Source organism: Corynebacterium sp. LaCa117, from assembly GCF_046717765.1.
Classification (GTDB): domain Bacteria; phylum Actinomycetota; class Actinomycetes; order Mycobacteriales; family Mycobacteriaceae; genus Corynebacterium; species Corynebacterium kefirresidentii.
Genome location: NZ_CP177102.1, coordinates 2097959 through 2112219, shown reverse-complemented (window position 1 = coordinate 2112219; position 14261 = coordinate 2097959). Strand labels below are relative to the sequence as shown.

Annotated in this window: 12 protein-coding genes; 9 read left to right on the top strand and 3 right to left on the bottom strand. The window is 59.2% G+C overall.

Annotated features, from left to right (window positions below; all coding sequences use genetic code 11):
- The first annotated feature begins 55 nt into the window (after positions 1 to 55).
- The 4 genes from ettA (at position 56) to ald (ending at position 4231) form a co-directional block, all read left to right on the top strand.
- Positions 56 to 1726 (top strand): energy-dependent translational throttle protein EttA, encoded by a 1671-nt coding sequence (gene ettA, locus ACLI1L_RS10280; RefSeq protein ID WP_204611117.1) that lies wholly within the window; start codon positions 56 to 58, stop codon positions 1724 to 1726.
- A gap of 25 nt (positions 1727 to 1751) precedes the next feature.
- Entirely contained in the window at positions 1752 to 2168 is a 417-nt protein-coding gene (locus ACLI1L_RS10275; protein WP_411707501.1) for an acyl-CoA thioesterase, read from the top strand.
- Between the two features lie 42 nt (positions 2169 to 2210).
- Positions 2211 to 2849 carry a hypothetical protein gene (locus ACLI1L_RS10270; protein WP_086588460.1) on the top strand — a complete coding sequence of 213 codons (639 nt, stop codon included), beginning with the start codon at positions 2211 to 2213 and terminating at the stop codon, positions 2847 to 2849.
- 290 nt (positions 2850 to 3139) lie between these two features.
- Positions 3140 to 4231: an alanine dehydrogenase gene (gene ald, locus ACLI1L_RS10265; RefSeq protein ID WP_411707500.1), complete on the top strand. Its 1092-nt coding sequence runs from the start codon at positions 3140 to 3142 to the stop codon at positions 4229 to 4231.
- Positions 4232 to 4332: 101 nt separating this feature from the next.
- Here the strand turns inward: ald and ACLI1L_RS10260 are convergent, their stop codons facing one another.
- Positions 4333 to 4716, bottom strand: coding sequence for a globin (locus ACLI1L_RS10260; protein ID WP_086588462.1), 384 nt, complete (start codon positions 4714 to 4716; stop codon positions 4333 to 4335).
- Complete coding sequence (locus tag ACLI1L_RS10255; RefSeq protein WP_086588463.1) at positions 4717 to 5727, bottom strand: mechanosensitive ion channel family protein; 1011 nt, start codon at positions 5725 to 5727, stop codon at positions 4717 to 4719.
- A gap of 142 nt (positions 5728 to 5869) precedes the next feature.
- Here ACLI1L_RS10255 and ACLI1L_RS10250 point away from each other — a divergent pair, with 142 nt between their 5' ends.
- The gene (locus tag ACLI1L_RS10250; protein WP_086588464.1) at positions 5870 to 7027 is read left to right on the top strand and encodes a cystathionine gamma-synthase; all 1158 of its coding nucleotides are present in this window, start codon (positions 5870 to 5872) and stop codon (positions 7025 to 7027) included.
- A gap of 50 nt (positions 7028 to 7077) precedes the next feature.
- Here the strand turns inward: ACLI1L_RS10250 and ACLI1L_RS10245 are convergent, their stop codons facing one another.
- Positions 7078 to 8946 carry an FAD/NAD(P)-binding protein gene (locus ACLI1L_RS10245; RefSeq protein ID WP_411707499.1) on the bottom strand — a complete coding sequence of 623 codons (1869 nt, stop codon included), beginning with the start codon at positions 8944 to 8946 and terminating at the stop codon, positions 7078 to 7080.
- A 202-nt stretch (positions 8947 to 9148) separates the two neighbouring features.
- Here ACLI1L_RS10245 and ACLI1L_RS10240 point away from each other — a divergent pair, with 202 nt between their 5' ends.
- The 4 genes from ACLI1L_RS10240 to ACLI1L_RS10225 are packed head-to-tail and all read left to right on the top strand — an operon-like array spanning position 9149 to position 14246.
- Complete coding sequence (locus ACLI1L_RS10240) at positions 9149 to 10804, top strand: TIGR04028 family ABC transporter substrate-binding protein (protein WP_167371303.1); 1656 nt, start codon at positions 9149 to 9151, stop codon at positions 10802 to 10804.
- Positions 10805 to 10807: 3 nt separating this feature from the next.
- Entirely contained in the window at positions 10808 to 11815 is a 1008-nt protein-coding gene (locus tag ACLI1L_RS10235) for an ABC transporter permease (RefSeq protein ID WP_086588467.1), read from the top strand.
- Positions 11812 to 12624: an ABC transporter permease gene (locus ACLI1L_RS10230; protein WP_411707498.1), complete on the top strand. Its 813-nt coding sequence runs from the start codon at positions 11812 to 11814 to the stop codon at positions 12622 to 12624. Before ACLI1L_RS10235 ends, ACLI1L_RS10230 begins: the two co-directional genes overlap by 4 nt.
- Entirely contained in the window at positions 12624 to 14246 is a 1623-nt protein-coding gene (locus ACLI1L_RS10225; RefSeq protein ID WP_411707497.1) for a dipeptide ABC transporter ATP-binding protein, read from the top strand. Before ACLI1L_RS10230 ends, ACLI1L_RS10225 begins: the two co-directional genes overlap by 1 nt.
- Positions 14247 to 14261 lie beyond the last annotated feature (15 nt).

Here is a 14261-nt window from a genome sequence, read left to right as displayed (position 1 = left end):
GATGTAGTGTTTGTGTAGATAAATACGTCTCCCAAATTTTTGCAAAGGGGTAAAAGTGGGCGAATTCATCTACACGATGAAAAACGTGCGCAAGGCAATTGGCGATAAGGTCATCCTTGACGATGTAACAATGGCGTTCTACCCAGGTGCCAAGATTGGTGTGGTCGGCCCCAATGGTGCCGGTAAGTCCTCCATTTTGAAGATTATGGCCGGCTTGGACCAGCCTTCCAATGGCGAGGCCTTCCTAGATCCGGGCGCCACCGTGGGTATCCTGCAGCAGGAGCCGCCGCTCAATGACGAGAAGACCGTACGCGGCAACGTCGAAGAGGGCTTGGGCGATATCTTTGAAAAGAAGCAGCGCTTCGAGCAGATCGCCGAGGAAATGGCCACCAACTACAGCGACGAGCTCATGGAAGAGATGGGCAAGCTGCAGGAGGAACTGGACGCCGCCGATGCTTGGGAGGTTGATTCCAAGATCGAGCAGGCAATGGAAGCTTTGCGTTGCCCGCCTTCCGATGCCCCAGTGACCAACCTTTCTGGTGGCGAGCGCCGTCGTGTAGCGCTGGCTAAGCTCCTGCTCACCGAGCCGGACCTGCTGCTGCTCGACGAGCCTACGAACCACCTGGACGCCGAGTCCGTGCAGTGGCTGGAGAAGCACTTGGCCGATTACCCGGGTGCTGTCTTGGCCGTGACCCACGACCGCTACTTCCTTGACCACGTCGCGGGCTGGATCTGTGAGGTTGACCGCGGCAAGCTCTACCCGTACGAGGGCAACTACTCCACCTACCTGGATAAGAAGCAGGAGCGCTTGGAGGTTGCTGGCAAGAAGGATGCGAAGCTGCGCAAGCGCCTGAAGGACGAGCTGGAATGGGTTCGCTCCGGTGCAAAAGCCCGCCAGGCCAAGAACAAGGCTCGTCTGGAGCGCTACGAGGAGATGGCTGCCGAGGCCGAGAAATACAAGAAGCTCGACTTCGAAGAGATCCAGATTCCTACCCCGCCGCGCTTGGGCAATAAGGTCGTGGAAGTCAAGGACCTGCAGAAGGGCTTCGATGACCGCGTCCTGATTAAGGACCTCTCCTTTACCCTGCCGCGCAACGGCATCGTGGGCGTTATCGGCCCGAACGGTGTGGGTAAGACCACCCTGTTTAAGACCATCGTTGGCCTGGAGCAGCCGGATGCCGGTTCCGTCGAGGTGGGCGATACCGTCAAGCTGTCCTACGTGGACCAGAACCGTGAAAACATCGACCCCGAGGCAACCGTTTGGGAGGTTGTCTCCGGCGGCCTGGACTACATTCACGTCGGCCAAAACGAGATGCCGTCGCGTGCTTACCTGTCCGCCTTCGGCTTCAAGGGCCCGGATCAGCAGAAGCCATCCAAGGTGCTTTCCGGTGGTGAGCGCAACCGCCTGAACTTGGCGCTGACCCTGAAGGAGGGCGGCAACCTGATCCTCCTTGACGAGCCGACCAACGACTTGGACGTGGAAACCCTCGGCTCACTGGAAAACGCGCTGGAGAAGTTCCCGGGCTGCGCCGTGGTCATTTCCCACGACCGCTGGTTCCTGGACCGCACCTGTACCCACATCTTGGCCTGGGAAGGCAATGTGGAAGAAGGCCAGTGGTTCTGGTTCGAGGGTAACTTCGGCGATTACGAGAAGAACAAGGTCGACCGCCTCGGTGAAGAGGCAGCCCGTCCTTCTCGCGTGACCCACCGCAAGCTGACCCGCTAAGTAGCTGAAGCCTTTACTGAGGAGAATGATGGCAACCCCAAGTGTGCACACGTATCGTATTCAAACCCGCTGGTCGGATTTTGATATGTACGGCCACATGATGAATGCAAACTACATCGAGCTTGCCCAGGAGGCGCGCTTGGCCTTTGCGAAGGAACATATCTATTCCAAAGGCCTTGACTTCATTGCGTTCGTGCGCCACCTCGATGTGGACTTCCTTCGCCCGATGGAGTTTAAGGACACCACTACGGTGGAGGTAGAAACTACCATTTCGCAGATTGGCACCACCTCGTTTACCACCACCCAGCAGGTCAAGGATGACCAGGGTGAAGTCGCGGCAACCGTGGAGTGCGTGCAGGTAGTCATTGATCGTCAGCAGCAGACTCCTCGTCCGCTGACGGAACAGGAAAAGGATATTCTGCAAAATACCGTGGCTAATTAACCGCGGAACAGAGCGAAGATGAGAAAGGCAGGGCCCGAAGGCATGGTCACCGAAACTCTAGAAATTGGAAGCGGTGGACCTGGCCTTCGGGCCCTTGTCACGCGCGCGGTTGGCTTGGATTCGGGTGCTTCGGTGCGGCTACGCCAGCTGACTGACGACGTCGTCGATGTCTTTGTCACCACACCTTTCGAGGTGGTTGCCGCCCGCCGCGTGCAGGGCGTCGTTTCCCGCGACGGGGCAGTGGTTTCTGCGGCTACCCTGGCCGAACAGCTCAAGGAGCACGAATCGAGCGGAACGCTAGATTTGGGACCTGCCCACGATGCGTCGTGGCCGGGAGCGCTTCCGCCGGCCACTGGCTACAGTGTGGTCGATACCTTGCCGGTTACCGTGGTACGCGAGCTCTCCGATAAGGGCCAACAGCTGACCCGGCAATTTTCTGGCCCCATGGGTCCGCCATCCAGCTTGCTGAACCAGACCGTTGTCACGGTGGAGGCGGAAGGTGCCACGGTGGAAATCCCCATGCGCATGATTTTTGCCTGCACCAATTTGGGTTTGATCCCTGGTTTTTCCGCACCCATGGACGTGCCGCGGCACCTGCGGGTGGCTCAGCTAGGCAGGTGGGTGCGCCTCGACGCCCCCTTTGGCAGCATCTACCGTTCCACCCGCTTGTCGCTGTTCTAACTTCGCTCGCTCGCGAAAAACCGGCCTGCCACGTAGCGGTTCTGTTCAACAGAATCGGCGCGCACGCGCCCTGCTTTGGAGATTTTTGCCCGAAAAGCGGTCCGTCTTAGGGGGAGGGGGACTCTGGCCAAGTGGGGGCGATACTCTTTTGAACTGCACATTTACAATATGGATCGCTGTGTTGCTACCCCCGCTTTGTGAATTCAGGAACATAGTGCCGCACGCAAACGTGTCCTGCGTTACCCTTACGTGGTCGATGTAATTTACTCCACCCACAAGGAGATTGTGTAATGCGTATTTCTGTGCCTAAAGAAATCATGAATAACGAGAATCGCGTGGCTCTCACCCCGAGCGGCGCTCAGACCCTCGTTCACGACGGTCATGAGGTCCTCATTGAGACCGGTGCTGGTGAAGGCGCATCCTTCCCAGATTCCGAGTACGAGGCCGCCGGTGCCAGCATCGTTGGCACCGCGGAGGATACTTGGGCACAGGCGGAACTGCTGCTGAAGGTCAAGGAGCCGCTCGAGTCTGAGTACCCGTACCTGCGTCCGGACCTTACCGTCTTTACCTACCTGCACCTTGCCGCGGACCGCCCTTTGACTGAGGCGCTTGTTGGCGCCAATACCACGGCCATTGCATATGAGACGGTTACTGACCGCCACGGTACCTTGCCACTTCTTACCCCGATGTCCCAGGTGGCAGGCCGCCTTGCCGCAATCGAGGGCACCCACCACCTGCTGTCCACGCAGGGTGGCCGCGGTCTGCTGGTTTCTGGTGTTCCAGGTACCCAGCCAGCACGCGTCGTCGTGATCGGCGGTGGCCAGGTTGGCGCGTCCGCCGTTGCCATGGCCCACGGTCTGCGTGCCGAGGTCACCGTGCTGGACCTTGATCCGCACGTTTTGCAGCGCTTCGATGATCAGTACGCCGGTGGCGTGCGCACCTTGATTTCGGATCCGGCCACCATCGATAAGGAACTGCAGGAAGCTGACCTCGTTATTGGCGCGGTACTCATCCCAGGCGCCGCTGCACCGAAGCTGGTGCGTGAGGAGACCGTAAAGAAGATGAAGAAGGGTGCCGTCCTCGTGGACGTCGCCATCGACCAGGGTGGTTGCTTCGAGAACTCCAAGAAGACCTCCCACGATGACCCGACCTTCCAGGTCCATGACACCTTGTTCTACTGCGTGGCGAATATGCCGGGTGCGGTAGCCAATACCTCCACCCGTGCCTTGTCCTCCGCAACCCTGCCCTACATTCGCGCGGTAGCCAATGACAGCCTGGATGCCGCCATCAAGCGCTTCCCGGGCCTAGAGGGTGGCGTAATGACTCGTGGTGGCCGTTTGGTCTCCGAGCCTGTACGTAATGCCTTTGACTGGGAAGACTAAGCATCAGGTCCCCATAGTGTGGGCTAGATAAACCACAAGCCCGGTTCCTCGCTAAATAGCGGGAGCCGGGCTTGTCTCTTGGGCGGGGCAAGACGGTGCGATTATGGTGCCTTGTTGATCATCATGGCGGCCACGCGCTGCATATGATCCCAGATCATTTCGCGGTAGGCCGGTGGAATGGTTTCCTCGTCGATTTCCGCGAGGGAGTTACCCATTAGCTCTAGCCACCGGTCATGCGCGGTTATATCGATGGGGTAGGGGGCGTGGCGCATGCGAAGGCGCGGATGGCCGCGGTTTTCAGAGAAGAGCTGCGGGCCACCCCAATACTGCGCCAAGAACCAAGTAAGGCGCTGCTCGGCGCCTTCCCAGTCATTATCGGGGTACATGGGACCGATGACATCGTCCTCTTTGACCTGCGAATAAAAGCCGTGGACGAGGCGCTCAAAGGTCTCCATACCGCCAATAGCCTCATAAACAGAATCCATTTACTCTTCTTCTTCCTTGCGGGGATCGGGAATGCCGATGCCGTGCGGGTAGGGGGTAGTAATGCCTTTAGTGTGCATGACATTGAGCACGCGGGATTGCAAGAAACGCTGGACGTCCCACTGCTTGCCCGGCAGGGTCTTTGTAGACACGCGGAAGGAAACATAATCCGGTTCGAAACCGGACATGCCATCCACACGAGGCGTGCTGAGGATGAGCTTGCGTATCTTATCGTCCTGCGCGGCTTCCTTCACCGCGTCCTCGATGACCTCGCCGGCGAGCTCTGGGTCATTAGAAAGGCCCACAGGAATCTGGATGCGGGCAACGGAGTACTCATCGGAGTGGTTAGCTACCTGGAGGATTTCGCCATTGCGCACGTACCACAGAGCGCCGTCAATATCGCGGACCGTGGTGATGCGTAAGGAGATGGACTCGACATCGCCAAAGACGCCGTTGCCAAGGTCAACCACGTCGCCAATACCGTATTGGTCCTCAATGAGCATGAAGATGCCGGAGAGGAAATCCTTCACCAGCGCTTGGGCGCCAAAACCAAGGGCGACGCCGATAACTCCGGCGGAGGCGATAAGCGGTGCCACGTTAACGTCTAGTTCATCCAAGATGGCAATAACGGCCCATACCCAGACAAAAATAGCGGCGGCGGAACGGGCCACTCCGGCTAGCGTCTTAATGCGGGAGGCGCGCCGGGTTTCGCGGGTATGGCGCATGGCCTCTTCTTGCTGGGTCGGTTCGGGGCGGTTGGCTCGACCCTTGAATTTTCCGCGGAAACGCTGCTTATCCAGCCCGGAAGATTTGATGCTGTTTTCGGCCACCTTGTTGATAATGCGGTGGAGGAGCCAGTGGGCAACGACGGCCAGGATAAGGATGACGGCGATGCGAATGGGGCGCTCGATAAGCCAGCTTTGCACCTTTTCGTCGTTCCAAAAGCTGGAGACGGACTCGATGGCCGAATCCTTGGTGGAAGCGGCTGAGGCTAAGAATTGAGTATTCATCATTCTTTCTAAGTCGAGGACAAATTGAACCGCGCCCATTGTAAAGGCCGAGCCTGAAAACGCGATGAGTGGTGGGGGTAGGTGGGTGAAAATAAATACCTATCTTTCCTTAGCAAGTGAACAGCTTGGTCTAGACTGTGTGACTATGACAGAACGCAGCACGCAGAACCTCGCTCAAGGCTTTACGTCCCGTTCCATCCATGGCGGCTACCACCCAGACCCGCACATGGGCTCTATCAATGTGCCGATCTATGCGTCAACCACGTTTGCGCAAGATGGCTTAGCGCAGCTGCGCGGCGGGTTCGAATACGGACGCGTGGCAAACCCCACCGTGCGCTCGCTCGAACGCACTCTAGCGGCGCTAGAGGGCGCTGAGTATGCCCGCGTGTTCTCTTCCGGCATGGCCGCCGCCGATACGCTGATTCGGATCTTGGTGCGCCCAGGGGATCACGTCATTTTGGGTAATGATGCCTATGGTGGTTCCTACCGGCTACTGAATGATTTCACTGAGTGGGGCGTGGAGATGTCCATCGTTAATACCAGCGATACCGCCGCAGTAGCTGCGGCGGTCCGGGACAATACCAGGCTTATCTGGCTGGAAACGCCCACCAATCCGGCGTTGAATATCACCGATATCGCCGCGGTGGCCAAGATTAAGGGCAACGCGCGGGTCCTGGTGGATAATACTTTTGCTACGCCATACCTGCAGAACCCATTGGAGCTCGGTGCGGACCATGTGTTGCACTCGACCACCAAGTACCTGGGTGGGCATTCCGATGTACTGGGTGGTGCGGTGGTTACTAATGATGCCCACGTGGACGAGCGCCTGCTCTACTTCCAAGGCAATGTGGGTGCGGTGAGCTCGCCTTTCGACGCCTACCTTACGGCCCGCGGAATCAAGACCCTTTCGGTGCGGATGGACCGCCACTGCGCCAATGCGCAGAAGGTGGCAGAGTTTCTGCAGGGCCGCCCCGAGGTAAAGCAGGTGCTGTACCCAGGGCTGAAAGATCACCCAGGGCATAAGTTGGCAGCACAGCAGATGCGCGGATTCGGCGGCATGATGTCCGTGCGCTTCCATAGCGCGGAGCATGCCCAGCAGATCTGCCTCAATACGCGGCTTATCTGTCTAGCGGAATCGCTGGGTGGGGTGGAATCGCTCATCGAGCACCCGAAGAATATGACGCACGTATCCGCGGAAGGATCCGAGCTGGTGCCGCCAGATGATATGGTGCGCATCTCAATCGGAATCGAAGATATCGATGACCTGCTCGCGGACTTGAAGCAGGCCCTCGACGCGCTATAGGCCGCGGAACCGGGGCCAGGACCGGGACCGAGCCCTTAGCGCGGTGGTGGCTAGGAGCGCACCACGGCGAGGAGGGAACCGGCGGTTTTATCGGTTTCCTGCAGCATGAGCGGGTCCGTGCCCGGCATGGGGGAAATGGTGGTGTCCGGCCACTGGGAATAGGTGGGGATGCCCACGATGTGCAGGCGTGCATCCAACTCACCGTCCGGGTGAACGGTGCGGCGTGTGGCCCCATCCGTTTCCGGCGAACCGGTGGGTTGTCCGTGATCGGGGAAGGGGCGAACGCGGCCGGAATCTACCAGGCAGCGGGTCATGGAATCGCCGGCGGTGCGGATATCGGGGCGGTGCATAAAGGCGTCGACAAGCGTGGGTGCAGAAGCCGAGCGTGGGCCGGAGGTTAGGGTGAAGTGATCTGCCTCGATGGCCAGGGTGGGGTGATCGCCTAGGAAGTGGGCCAAGCCGGCGTCAACAAGCGCGAGCAGCTGGCGCACGCGGAAGAGCGGCGGGCCGGAACCTATCATCTGGCCAAAGGACATTACTTGGGCATAGCGGCCGGTGCGGGACTCGCGGGTATAGCGGCCCTCCGCGCCAAGGATGGAGGCGGGCTTGCGCGATTGCGATAGCGACCATAGCGCGGCCTTGATGGGGGAGTCGTGGCCGGCGGCGGCTTCCCGGATATCGCTTTCCATGGACTGGGCAATATGCTCGGTGAGCTCATCTATGTCCCCGGTAAACCCGGCAATTTGGTACATGAGATCGTTCATGTCCCACGGCTCGGTAACCATGGGCGCAATAGCCGCGCCTAGCTCATCCGGGGCGGTGGCATCGATGACCTCGAGAATGTCTGCGCGCGGGCGCAGCAAGGAATCCGGGCGCACGCGCTCCAAAGTGGTGATATAGGCCTCGTAGCTATCGCGGGCGATAGCGGGCCAAACCTGGGCGTCAAAGTCGATGTCATGGGCGCCGCTGAGCTCCGCAATGACCTTCTTCAGACGGCGGCGTGGCATGGTAGGCGGCAGCTCACCGTATTCGGACTTGGGGTGGTAGGGATAGCCGCGGCCGGAGGAAATGATGAAGTTGGGCTCGTCGCCGCAGGGCTCATAGCGCAGGCCGGAACGTGTGGAAGAATCCTCCACGAAGGTGCCGCCGCGCTCGATGGTGGTCAGCGCCATGATGTCATAAAAGCCCATGCCCAGCCCGCGTACCAGCACGTCTTCACCGCCGGGGATGGCGGCGTAGTCCTGCTCCACTGGGCTATCGGGAGCGATCCAGTTCAGGCCGGAAGCCGCCAGCTGCTTTTCCTGCTCGTTGTACTCCGGAACCATCCAGCCATAGGCCAGCACGGTGGCATCGGTGCGCACCTCGGAGCCATCGGCCAAGCGGAGCACGTCTACGTGGCCATCCTCGCTGATGGTTTCCAAACGGCTGAAGTGGTTCACGGTGGAAATGCTCTTAGGCAGACGTGCAATGACCACGTCATAGACCCAGCGCAGGTACTCGCCATACAGCGCGCGCGAGGGGTTGGATTCGGGGCGGGTAGCGGCAAGTTCTTCGCGGTAGTCCTGCGCAATATGTGCGGCCGGAGGATGCTGCTCAAAAAGCTCACGCTTGGCGGCGGAGACATTGTCGCCATCGCCGCGCAGTAGCTGAATCCACTCGTATTGGATGGGCCCCTCGAGCACGGGGGCGTCCACAGTGGAGTCGGGCTCGGTGAAAAGGGTGACAGCGCCGGCGCGAGTATTCATGCACAGGGTCTTGGTTTGGTCCGTTTCCCAGATGCGGCCGGCACCATGTTGGGCATCATCGATGAGGTGGACGGTTATGGGGTCGCTGGAATCGTCCATGCGGGCGGAGAGGCGTTCCAAGATGGAAATGCCGCGTGGGCCCATGCCGACGATTGCGATTGCTGGAGTAGACATACTACCTATCGTGCCACATCCAGACCCTTCCAGGAGCATCGAACCCGGCGGTGGTATTTAAATAGACTAATCAGTCTATCCAAAAGTTTCTTTTCCCTTGTTATGGCAGGTAATAGGGTAGACCGTCCAGTCTTGTAATTGTGGGTATGGATATGCTCTAATGGGCGAGTACTACTTAAGAATTAAAGGAACTCGAGCTTTTATGAAGCAACTTTCTCGGCTCCTGAGACCAGTGGCCGCGGTCTTGGCCAGCGGTGCGCTAGCTCTCTCGCTAACCTCCTGCGCCTCTACTTCCCACGCCGCGGAAGATGGCATGGTCACCTACGTCGAGCCCAATATGTTCAATAACCTTTATCCCCCCTCCGGCGGCTATTACCCCAACGGTGGCGTGCTCAATAACATCACGGACCGCCTGCTCTGGCAGGACCCGGATACCCTCGAGCTGCACCCGTGGATTGCGGAGGAGATGCCTAAGGCGAACAAGGACAATACCGAGTTCACCTTTAGGATTCGCAAGGGTGTGACCTACTCTGATGGCTCCCGCCTGGATGCCGCGAACGTGAAGAAGAACTATGACCTCTACGCCCTAGGCGATGAGGACCGCATGCTCACACCTTCGGAGCAGTTGCCCAACTATGAAAAATCCGAGGTTATTGATGATTACACGGTGAAGTTCTACTTCAGTGAGCCCTCCCCAGGCTTTCCTCAGTCCACCTCCGTGATGAACCAGGGCCTGCTTTCTAATGCCACGCTGGATTTAGATGACACCGGCTTCGCGCCGGGCAACGCCACCGCGATTTCTGGTTCTGGCCCCTTCGTCATCGAGGAAGAAGAGCTGGGCACCAAGCTGGTGCTCAAAAAGCGCGAGGACTATGACTGGGCACCGCCGGCCCGCAAGGACCACCAAGGGCCGGCCGATATTGAGGGCATCAATATTGTTCTCGCAGCCGAGGATTCCGTGCGCGTGGGATCGCTCGTGGCCGGACAGTCCGATATTGCTCGCCAGATCGAAGCCCCCGATGAGAAGCACCTCAAGGATCAAAACCTGGAGATTTTCGCCGCGCCCACCCGTGGCGTAAACAATAGCTTCCACTTCCACTTCCGCCACCCACTCTTGGCGGATAAACGCGTGCGTCAGGCCATCATTCACGCCATCGACCGCGACAATATCCTGAACACCCTCTTTTCCGATTCCTATCCCAAAGGCACATCGATCCTGGCCAAGACGGCTATTGGCTATAAGGATCAATCAGCGAATTATGCCTTCGATCCAGAGGAATCTAAGCGCCTGCTCGATGCAGCCGGTTGGCGCGAAGGAGAAGATGGCATCCGCGAGAAAGACGGCAAACGCCTGTCCGTGACCTTCAATGAGGCAGTCCCGCAGCCGCGCTCTAAGGAGATGTTCACCAAGGCCCAAGAGATGCTCAAGAACGTCGGCATTGAGGCCAACCTCAACCCGGGCGACCGCTCCGCGCAGCAGAAGGCCATGAAGGACCAAGACACCGTGCAGGTACGCCACACCATGACCGGCCGCGCCAATGTGGATACCTTGGCCACGTGGCTAGATGGCACGGGCCGCAATTCTTTCCTCAACTATGACGAAAAGACCGATAGCTTCGGCGATAAGAAGCTGCAGAAATTGGTGGACGAGTACTTCGACCTCAGCAGCGAAAAGGACCGCCTGGCCATGACCGGCCGCATGCAGGACTACCTCTCCGAACAGGCCTATATCCTGCCCATGTTCGAAGAGCCACAGGTATATGGTTTCCAGCCTTATATCGAGGGCTTTAGCACCGAGGCCATCGGCCGTCCATCGTTTTATGCGGTAGACATCAACACCGCAGAAGGGGAGGACTAATCCATGAGCCTGAAATCTATCGCCCTACGCATCGGCCAAGCCCTGCTCGTAATCTGGGCTACCTTCACCCTTTCTTTCATCCTTTTGGCGGCGCTGCCTGGTGATGCCGTCGCGACTCGCTATGACAACCCCACCCTAGGGCTCAACGCCGAGCAATTGGCCGCTATCCGCGAGGTTTATGGTGCCGATGAACCGATCTTGAGCCGCTACTTCAGCGCGCTCGGTGGATTCCTCACCGGTGATTTCGGCTTTTCCGTTGCTACCGGCACTGCCGTATCGGAGATGTTGGCGGACGCCCTTCCTTCCACGCTGGAGCTGGCCGTCCTCGCCTTTCTCGTAGGCGTAGTCTTGGCCTTCGCGGTGGCCATCGCCTCCACCTTTGGTCCATTTTCCTGGCTGCGCAGCTTCTTCCGTAGCCTGCCTTCCGTGATGGTTTCCCTGCCCACCTTCTGGATCGGCATCATTTTGATCCAGATATTTTCCTTTGGTTTGGGATGGGTGCCGGTCATCGGAGCGAGCGATGCCCAAAGCCTTATCCTGCCGGTGATTACCTTGGCCATCTTCGTGGCCGCACCGCTGGCACAGGTGCTCCTGCGCTCCATCGATGAAGTAATGGAAATGTCCTTCGTGCAGGTAGTGCGTGCCAAGGGTGCTAGCGGTGCCTGGTTGCTGTGGCGCAATGTTTTGCGCAATGCGTTGCTGCCGGCGCTGACCATGGCCGGCCTTACCTTTGGTGAGCTCGTTGGCGGCTCCGTGGTGACGGAAGCGGTCTTTGCCCGCCACGGCATTGGCGCGCTGACCGTGGATGCGGTGGCCAACCGCGATACCTCCGTATTGCTCGCAATCGTGGTGCTGGCCGCGGCCGTCTTTGTTCTTATCAATCTCATTGTGGACCTGCTCTACCCAGTGCTTGACGTGCGCCTGCGTGAGGGCAGCCACGATAGCGCACGCAGCAACACCACCGCCACCGCTGATACTCCCGCAAAGAACGAGAAGAAGGTCCAAGCATGAAGCTTAAATCCACACGCCTGAAGCTCACCCCGGGCACCATCATCTCGCTTATTGTGCTGGGCCTGGCGGTGCTCTGCGCACTGTTCCCCCAACTATTTACCTCCCAAGACCCTAACCAGGGCGGTGACACCACAGCGCTGCTGCAACCCAGTTTCCAACACTGGTTCGGCACCGATGCCGTGGGCCGCGATCTCTATACCCGCGTGGTCTATGGCGCGCGCCAATCCCTACTCGGCGCGCTATTGGCGGTACTTTTCGGCCTGATCGTCGGCACCGTCTTGGGCACCATCGCCGGAGTGCGCTGCGGCTGGGTCGATGCCGTCATCATGCGCATCGTGGATGTGCTGCTGTCCATCCCTGGACTCTTGCTCTCCCTGTCCGTCATCATCGTGCTCGGACACGGCATCTTCAATGCCGCCATCGCCGTGGGCATTACCTCCGTAGCAACCTTTGCGCGCCTCGCGCGCTCCCAGGTGCTCAGTGTGGCAGGCTCCGATTTCGTCGAGGCCGCCTACGGCTCCGGCGGCTCTGCCTTCCAGGTGCTCGTGCGCCATATCCTTCCCAATTCACTCACCGCAGTCTTCGCCGTAGCCGCCTTGCAATTCGGCCTGGCCATTTTGCAGCTAGCTACCCTTGGCTTCCTTGGTTACGGCGCCCCGCCCCCAACCCCGGAATGGGGCCTGCTCATTTCTGAATCACGCGACTATATTGCCACCGCCGGCTGGTTGACCATCGCCCCCGGCATCGTTATCGTCGCCGTGGTTCTTGCGGCCAACCACCTCAGCCAGACACTGCGAAAGGCGGCCTAATGTCCCTGCTTAGCATTAGTGATCTATCCATTACCTACCGCACCGCCCAAGGTGAGATGGAAGCGGTCAGCGGCATTGAGCTCGAGGTGAACCCCGGGGAAATGACCGCCATCGTGGGCGAGTCCGGCTCCGGCAAGTCCACCTCCGCTATGGCCGCCATTGGCCTGCTGCCAGACAATGCCTCGATTGTCTCCGGCACCATTACTTTCGACGGCCACGATGTCACCCATTTCTCCCAAAAACAATGGCGCACCCTGCGTGGCCGCCGCATTGGGTTGATTCCGCAGGATCCCAATAACTCGCTCAATCCGCTCAAGACCATCGGAGCCTCGGTGGAAGAGGGCATGGCCATCCACCAGCAGGGCGATAAGGAGTCCCGGAAGAAGCGTGCTCTGGAGTTGCTGGAGCGCGTGGGCATTGATGATCCACAGCGCCGTTATCATCAGTACCCGCATGAGCTTTCCGGCGGCATGAAGCAACGCGTGCTCATCGCTGCCGCTGTGGCACTGGAGCCAGAGCTCATCATCGCCGATGAACCTACGTCCGCACTCGATGTCACCGTGCAGAAAATCATCCTGGATCTCCTTGATGAAATGCGCGAAGAGCTCACCATGGGCATCCTTTTTATTACCCATGATCTGGCCGTGGCGGGTGACCGTGCCAATAACATCGTGGTGATGGAAAAGGGCACCGTCCGCGAGTCGGGCGTAGCCGCCCGTGTCCTCACCGATCCCCAGCATGCCTACTCCAAGCGCCTGCTTGCCGACGCCCCCTCGCTCACCGCCCCTACTTCCTCCCAGAGCGCATCTCCGGTGCGGAATAGTACGCCCGCCCAGCAGGAGACGTTGCTCGAAGTCGAGGGGCTCACCCAGCGCTTCGGGGATTTCACCGCGGTAGATGGCATCAACTTTTCCGTAGCCCGCGGCACTACCCATGCCTTGGTGGGGGAGTCCGGCTCCGGAAAGACAACTACCGGCCGCGCCATATCTCTGTTGAGCACGCCTACCTCGGGAAGTATTCGCTTGGCGGGGGAAGATATCAGCACCGCCCGCGGCAAGCGCCGCCGGGAGCTGCGCCGCTCTATCCAGATGGTCTATCAAAATCCCTTTGGCTCGCTCGATCCACGATTGAGTATCGGCGATACCATCGCTGAGCCGGTGCGCAACTTTATCGGGGCCTCGAAACGCGATGCACGCGCGAAAGCACAAAAGTTTCTTGATTTGGTGGCCTTGGACTCTTCCATGGCAGCCCGCCGTCCCCGTGAGCTCTCCGGCGGCCAGCGCCAGCGCGTGGCTATCGCCCGCGCCATGATCATTGAACCCGATCTTGTGGTGCTCGATGAGGCCGTTTCTGCACTCGACGTCACGGTACAGGCACAGATCCTGCGCCTGCTCGATGAGCTGCAGCGCGAGCTGGAACTTACCTATATCTTCATCTCTCACGACCTCGCGGTAGTCAACCAGATTTCCGATACCGTCTCCGTGCTCTCCCACGGCACACAAGTGGAGTCAGGGCCTACGGCGCAGGTCTTTGCGCACCCAGAAACCGAGTACACCCGTCAGCTAATTGACGCCATCCCAGGCTCCCGCTACCGCGCTGGAGACCTAAACTTGGGGCTATAAACCGAGCCCTAGAAA

Coding starts and splice junctions, on each gene's coding strand:
- ACLI1L_RS10275 (WP_411707501.1), top strand. CDS start 1,752: ATGATGGCAACCCCAAGTGTGCACACGTATCGTATTCAAACCCGCTGG.
- ACLI1L_RS10270 (WP_086588460.1), top strand. CDS start 2,211: ATGGTCACCGAAACTCTAGAAATTGGAAGCGGTGGACCTGGCCTTCGG.
- ald (WP_411707500.1), top strand. CDS start 3,140: ATGCGTATTTCTGTGCCTAAAGAAATCATGAATAACGAGAATCGCGTG.
- ACLI1L_RS10260 (WP_086588462.1), bottom strand. CDS start 4,716: ATGGATTCTGTTTATGAGGCTATTGGCGGTATGGAGACCTTTGAGCGC.
- ACLI1L_RS10255 (WP_086588463.1), bottom strand. CDS start 5,727: ATGATGAATACTCAATTCTTAGCCTCAGCCGCTTCCACCAAGGATTCG.
- ACLI1L_RS10250 (WP_086588464.1), top strand. CDS start 5,870: ATGACAGAACGCAGCACGCAGAACCTCGCTCAAGGCTTTACGTCCCGT.
- ACLI1L_RS10245 (WP_411707499.1), bottom strand. CDS start 8,946: ATGTCTACTCCAGCAATCGCAATCGTCGGCATGGGCCCACGCGGCATT.
- ACLI1L_RS10240 (WP_167371303.1), top strand. CDS start 9,149: ATGAAGCAACTTTCTCGGCTCCTGAGACCAGTGGCCGCGGTCTTGGCC.
- ACLI1L_RS10235 (WP_086588467.1), top strand. CDS start 10,808: ATGAGCCTGAAATCTATCGCCCTACGCATCGGCCAAGCCCTGCTCGTA.
- ACLI1L_RS10230 (WP_411707498.1), top strand. CDS start 11,812: ATGAAGCTTAAATCCACACGCCTGAAGCTCACCCCGGGCACCATCATC.
- ACLI1L_RS10225 (WP_411707497.1), top strand. CDS start 12,624: ATGTCCCTGCTTAGCATTAGTGATCTATCCATTACCTACCGCACCGCC.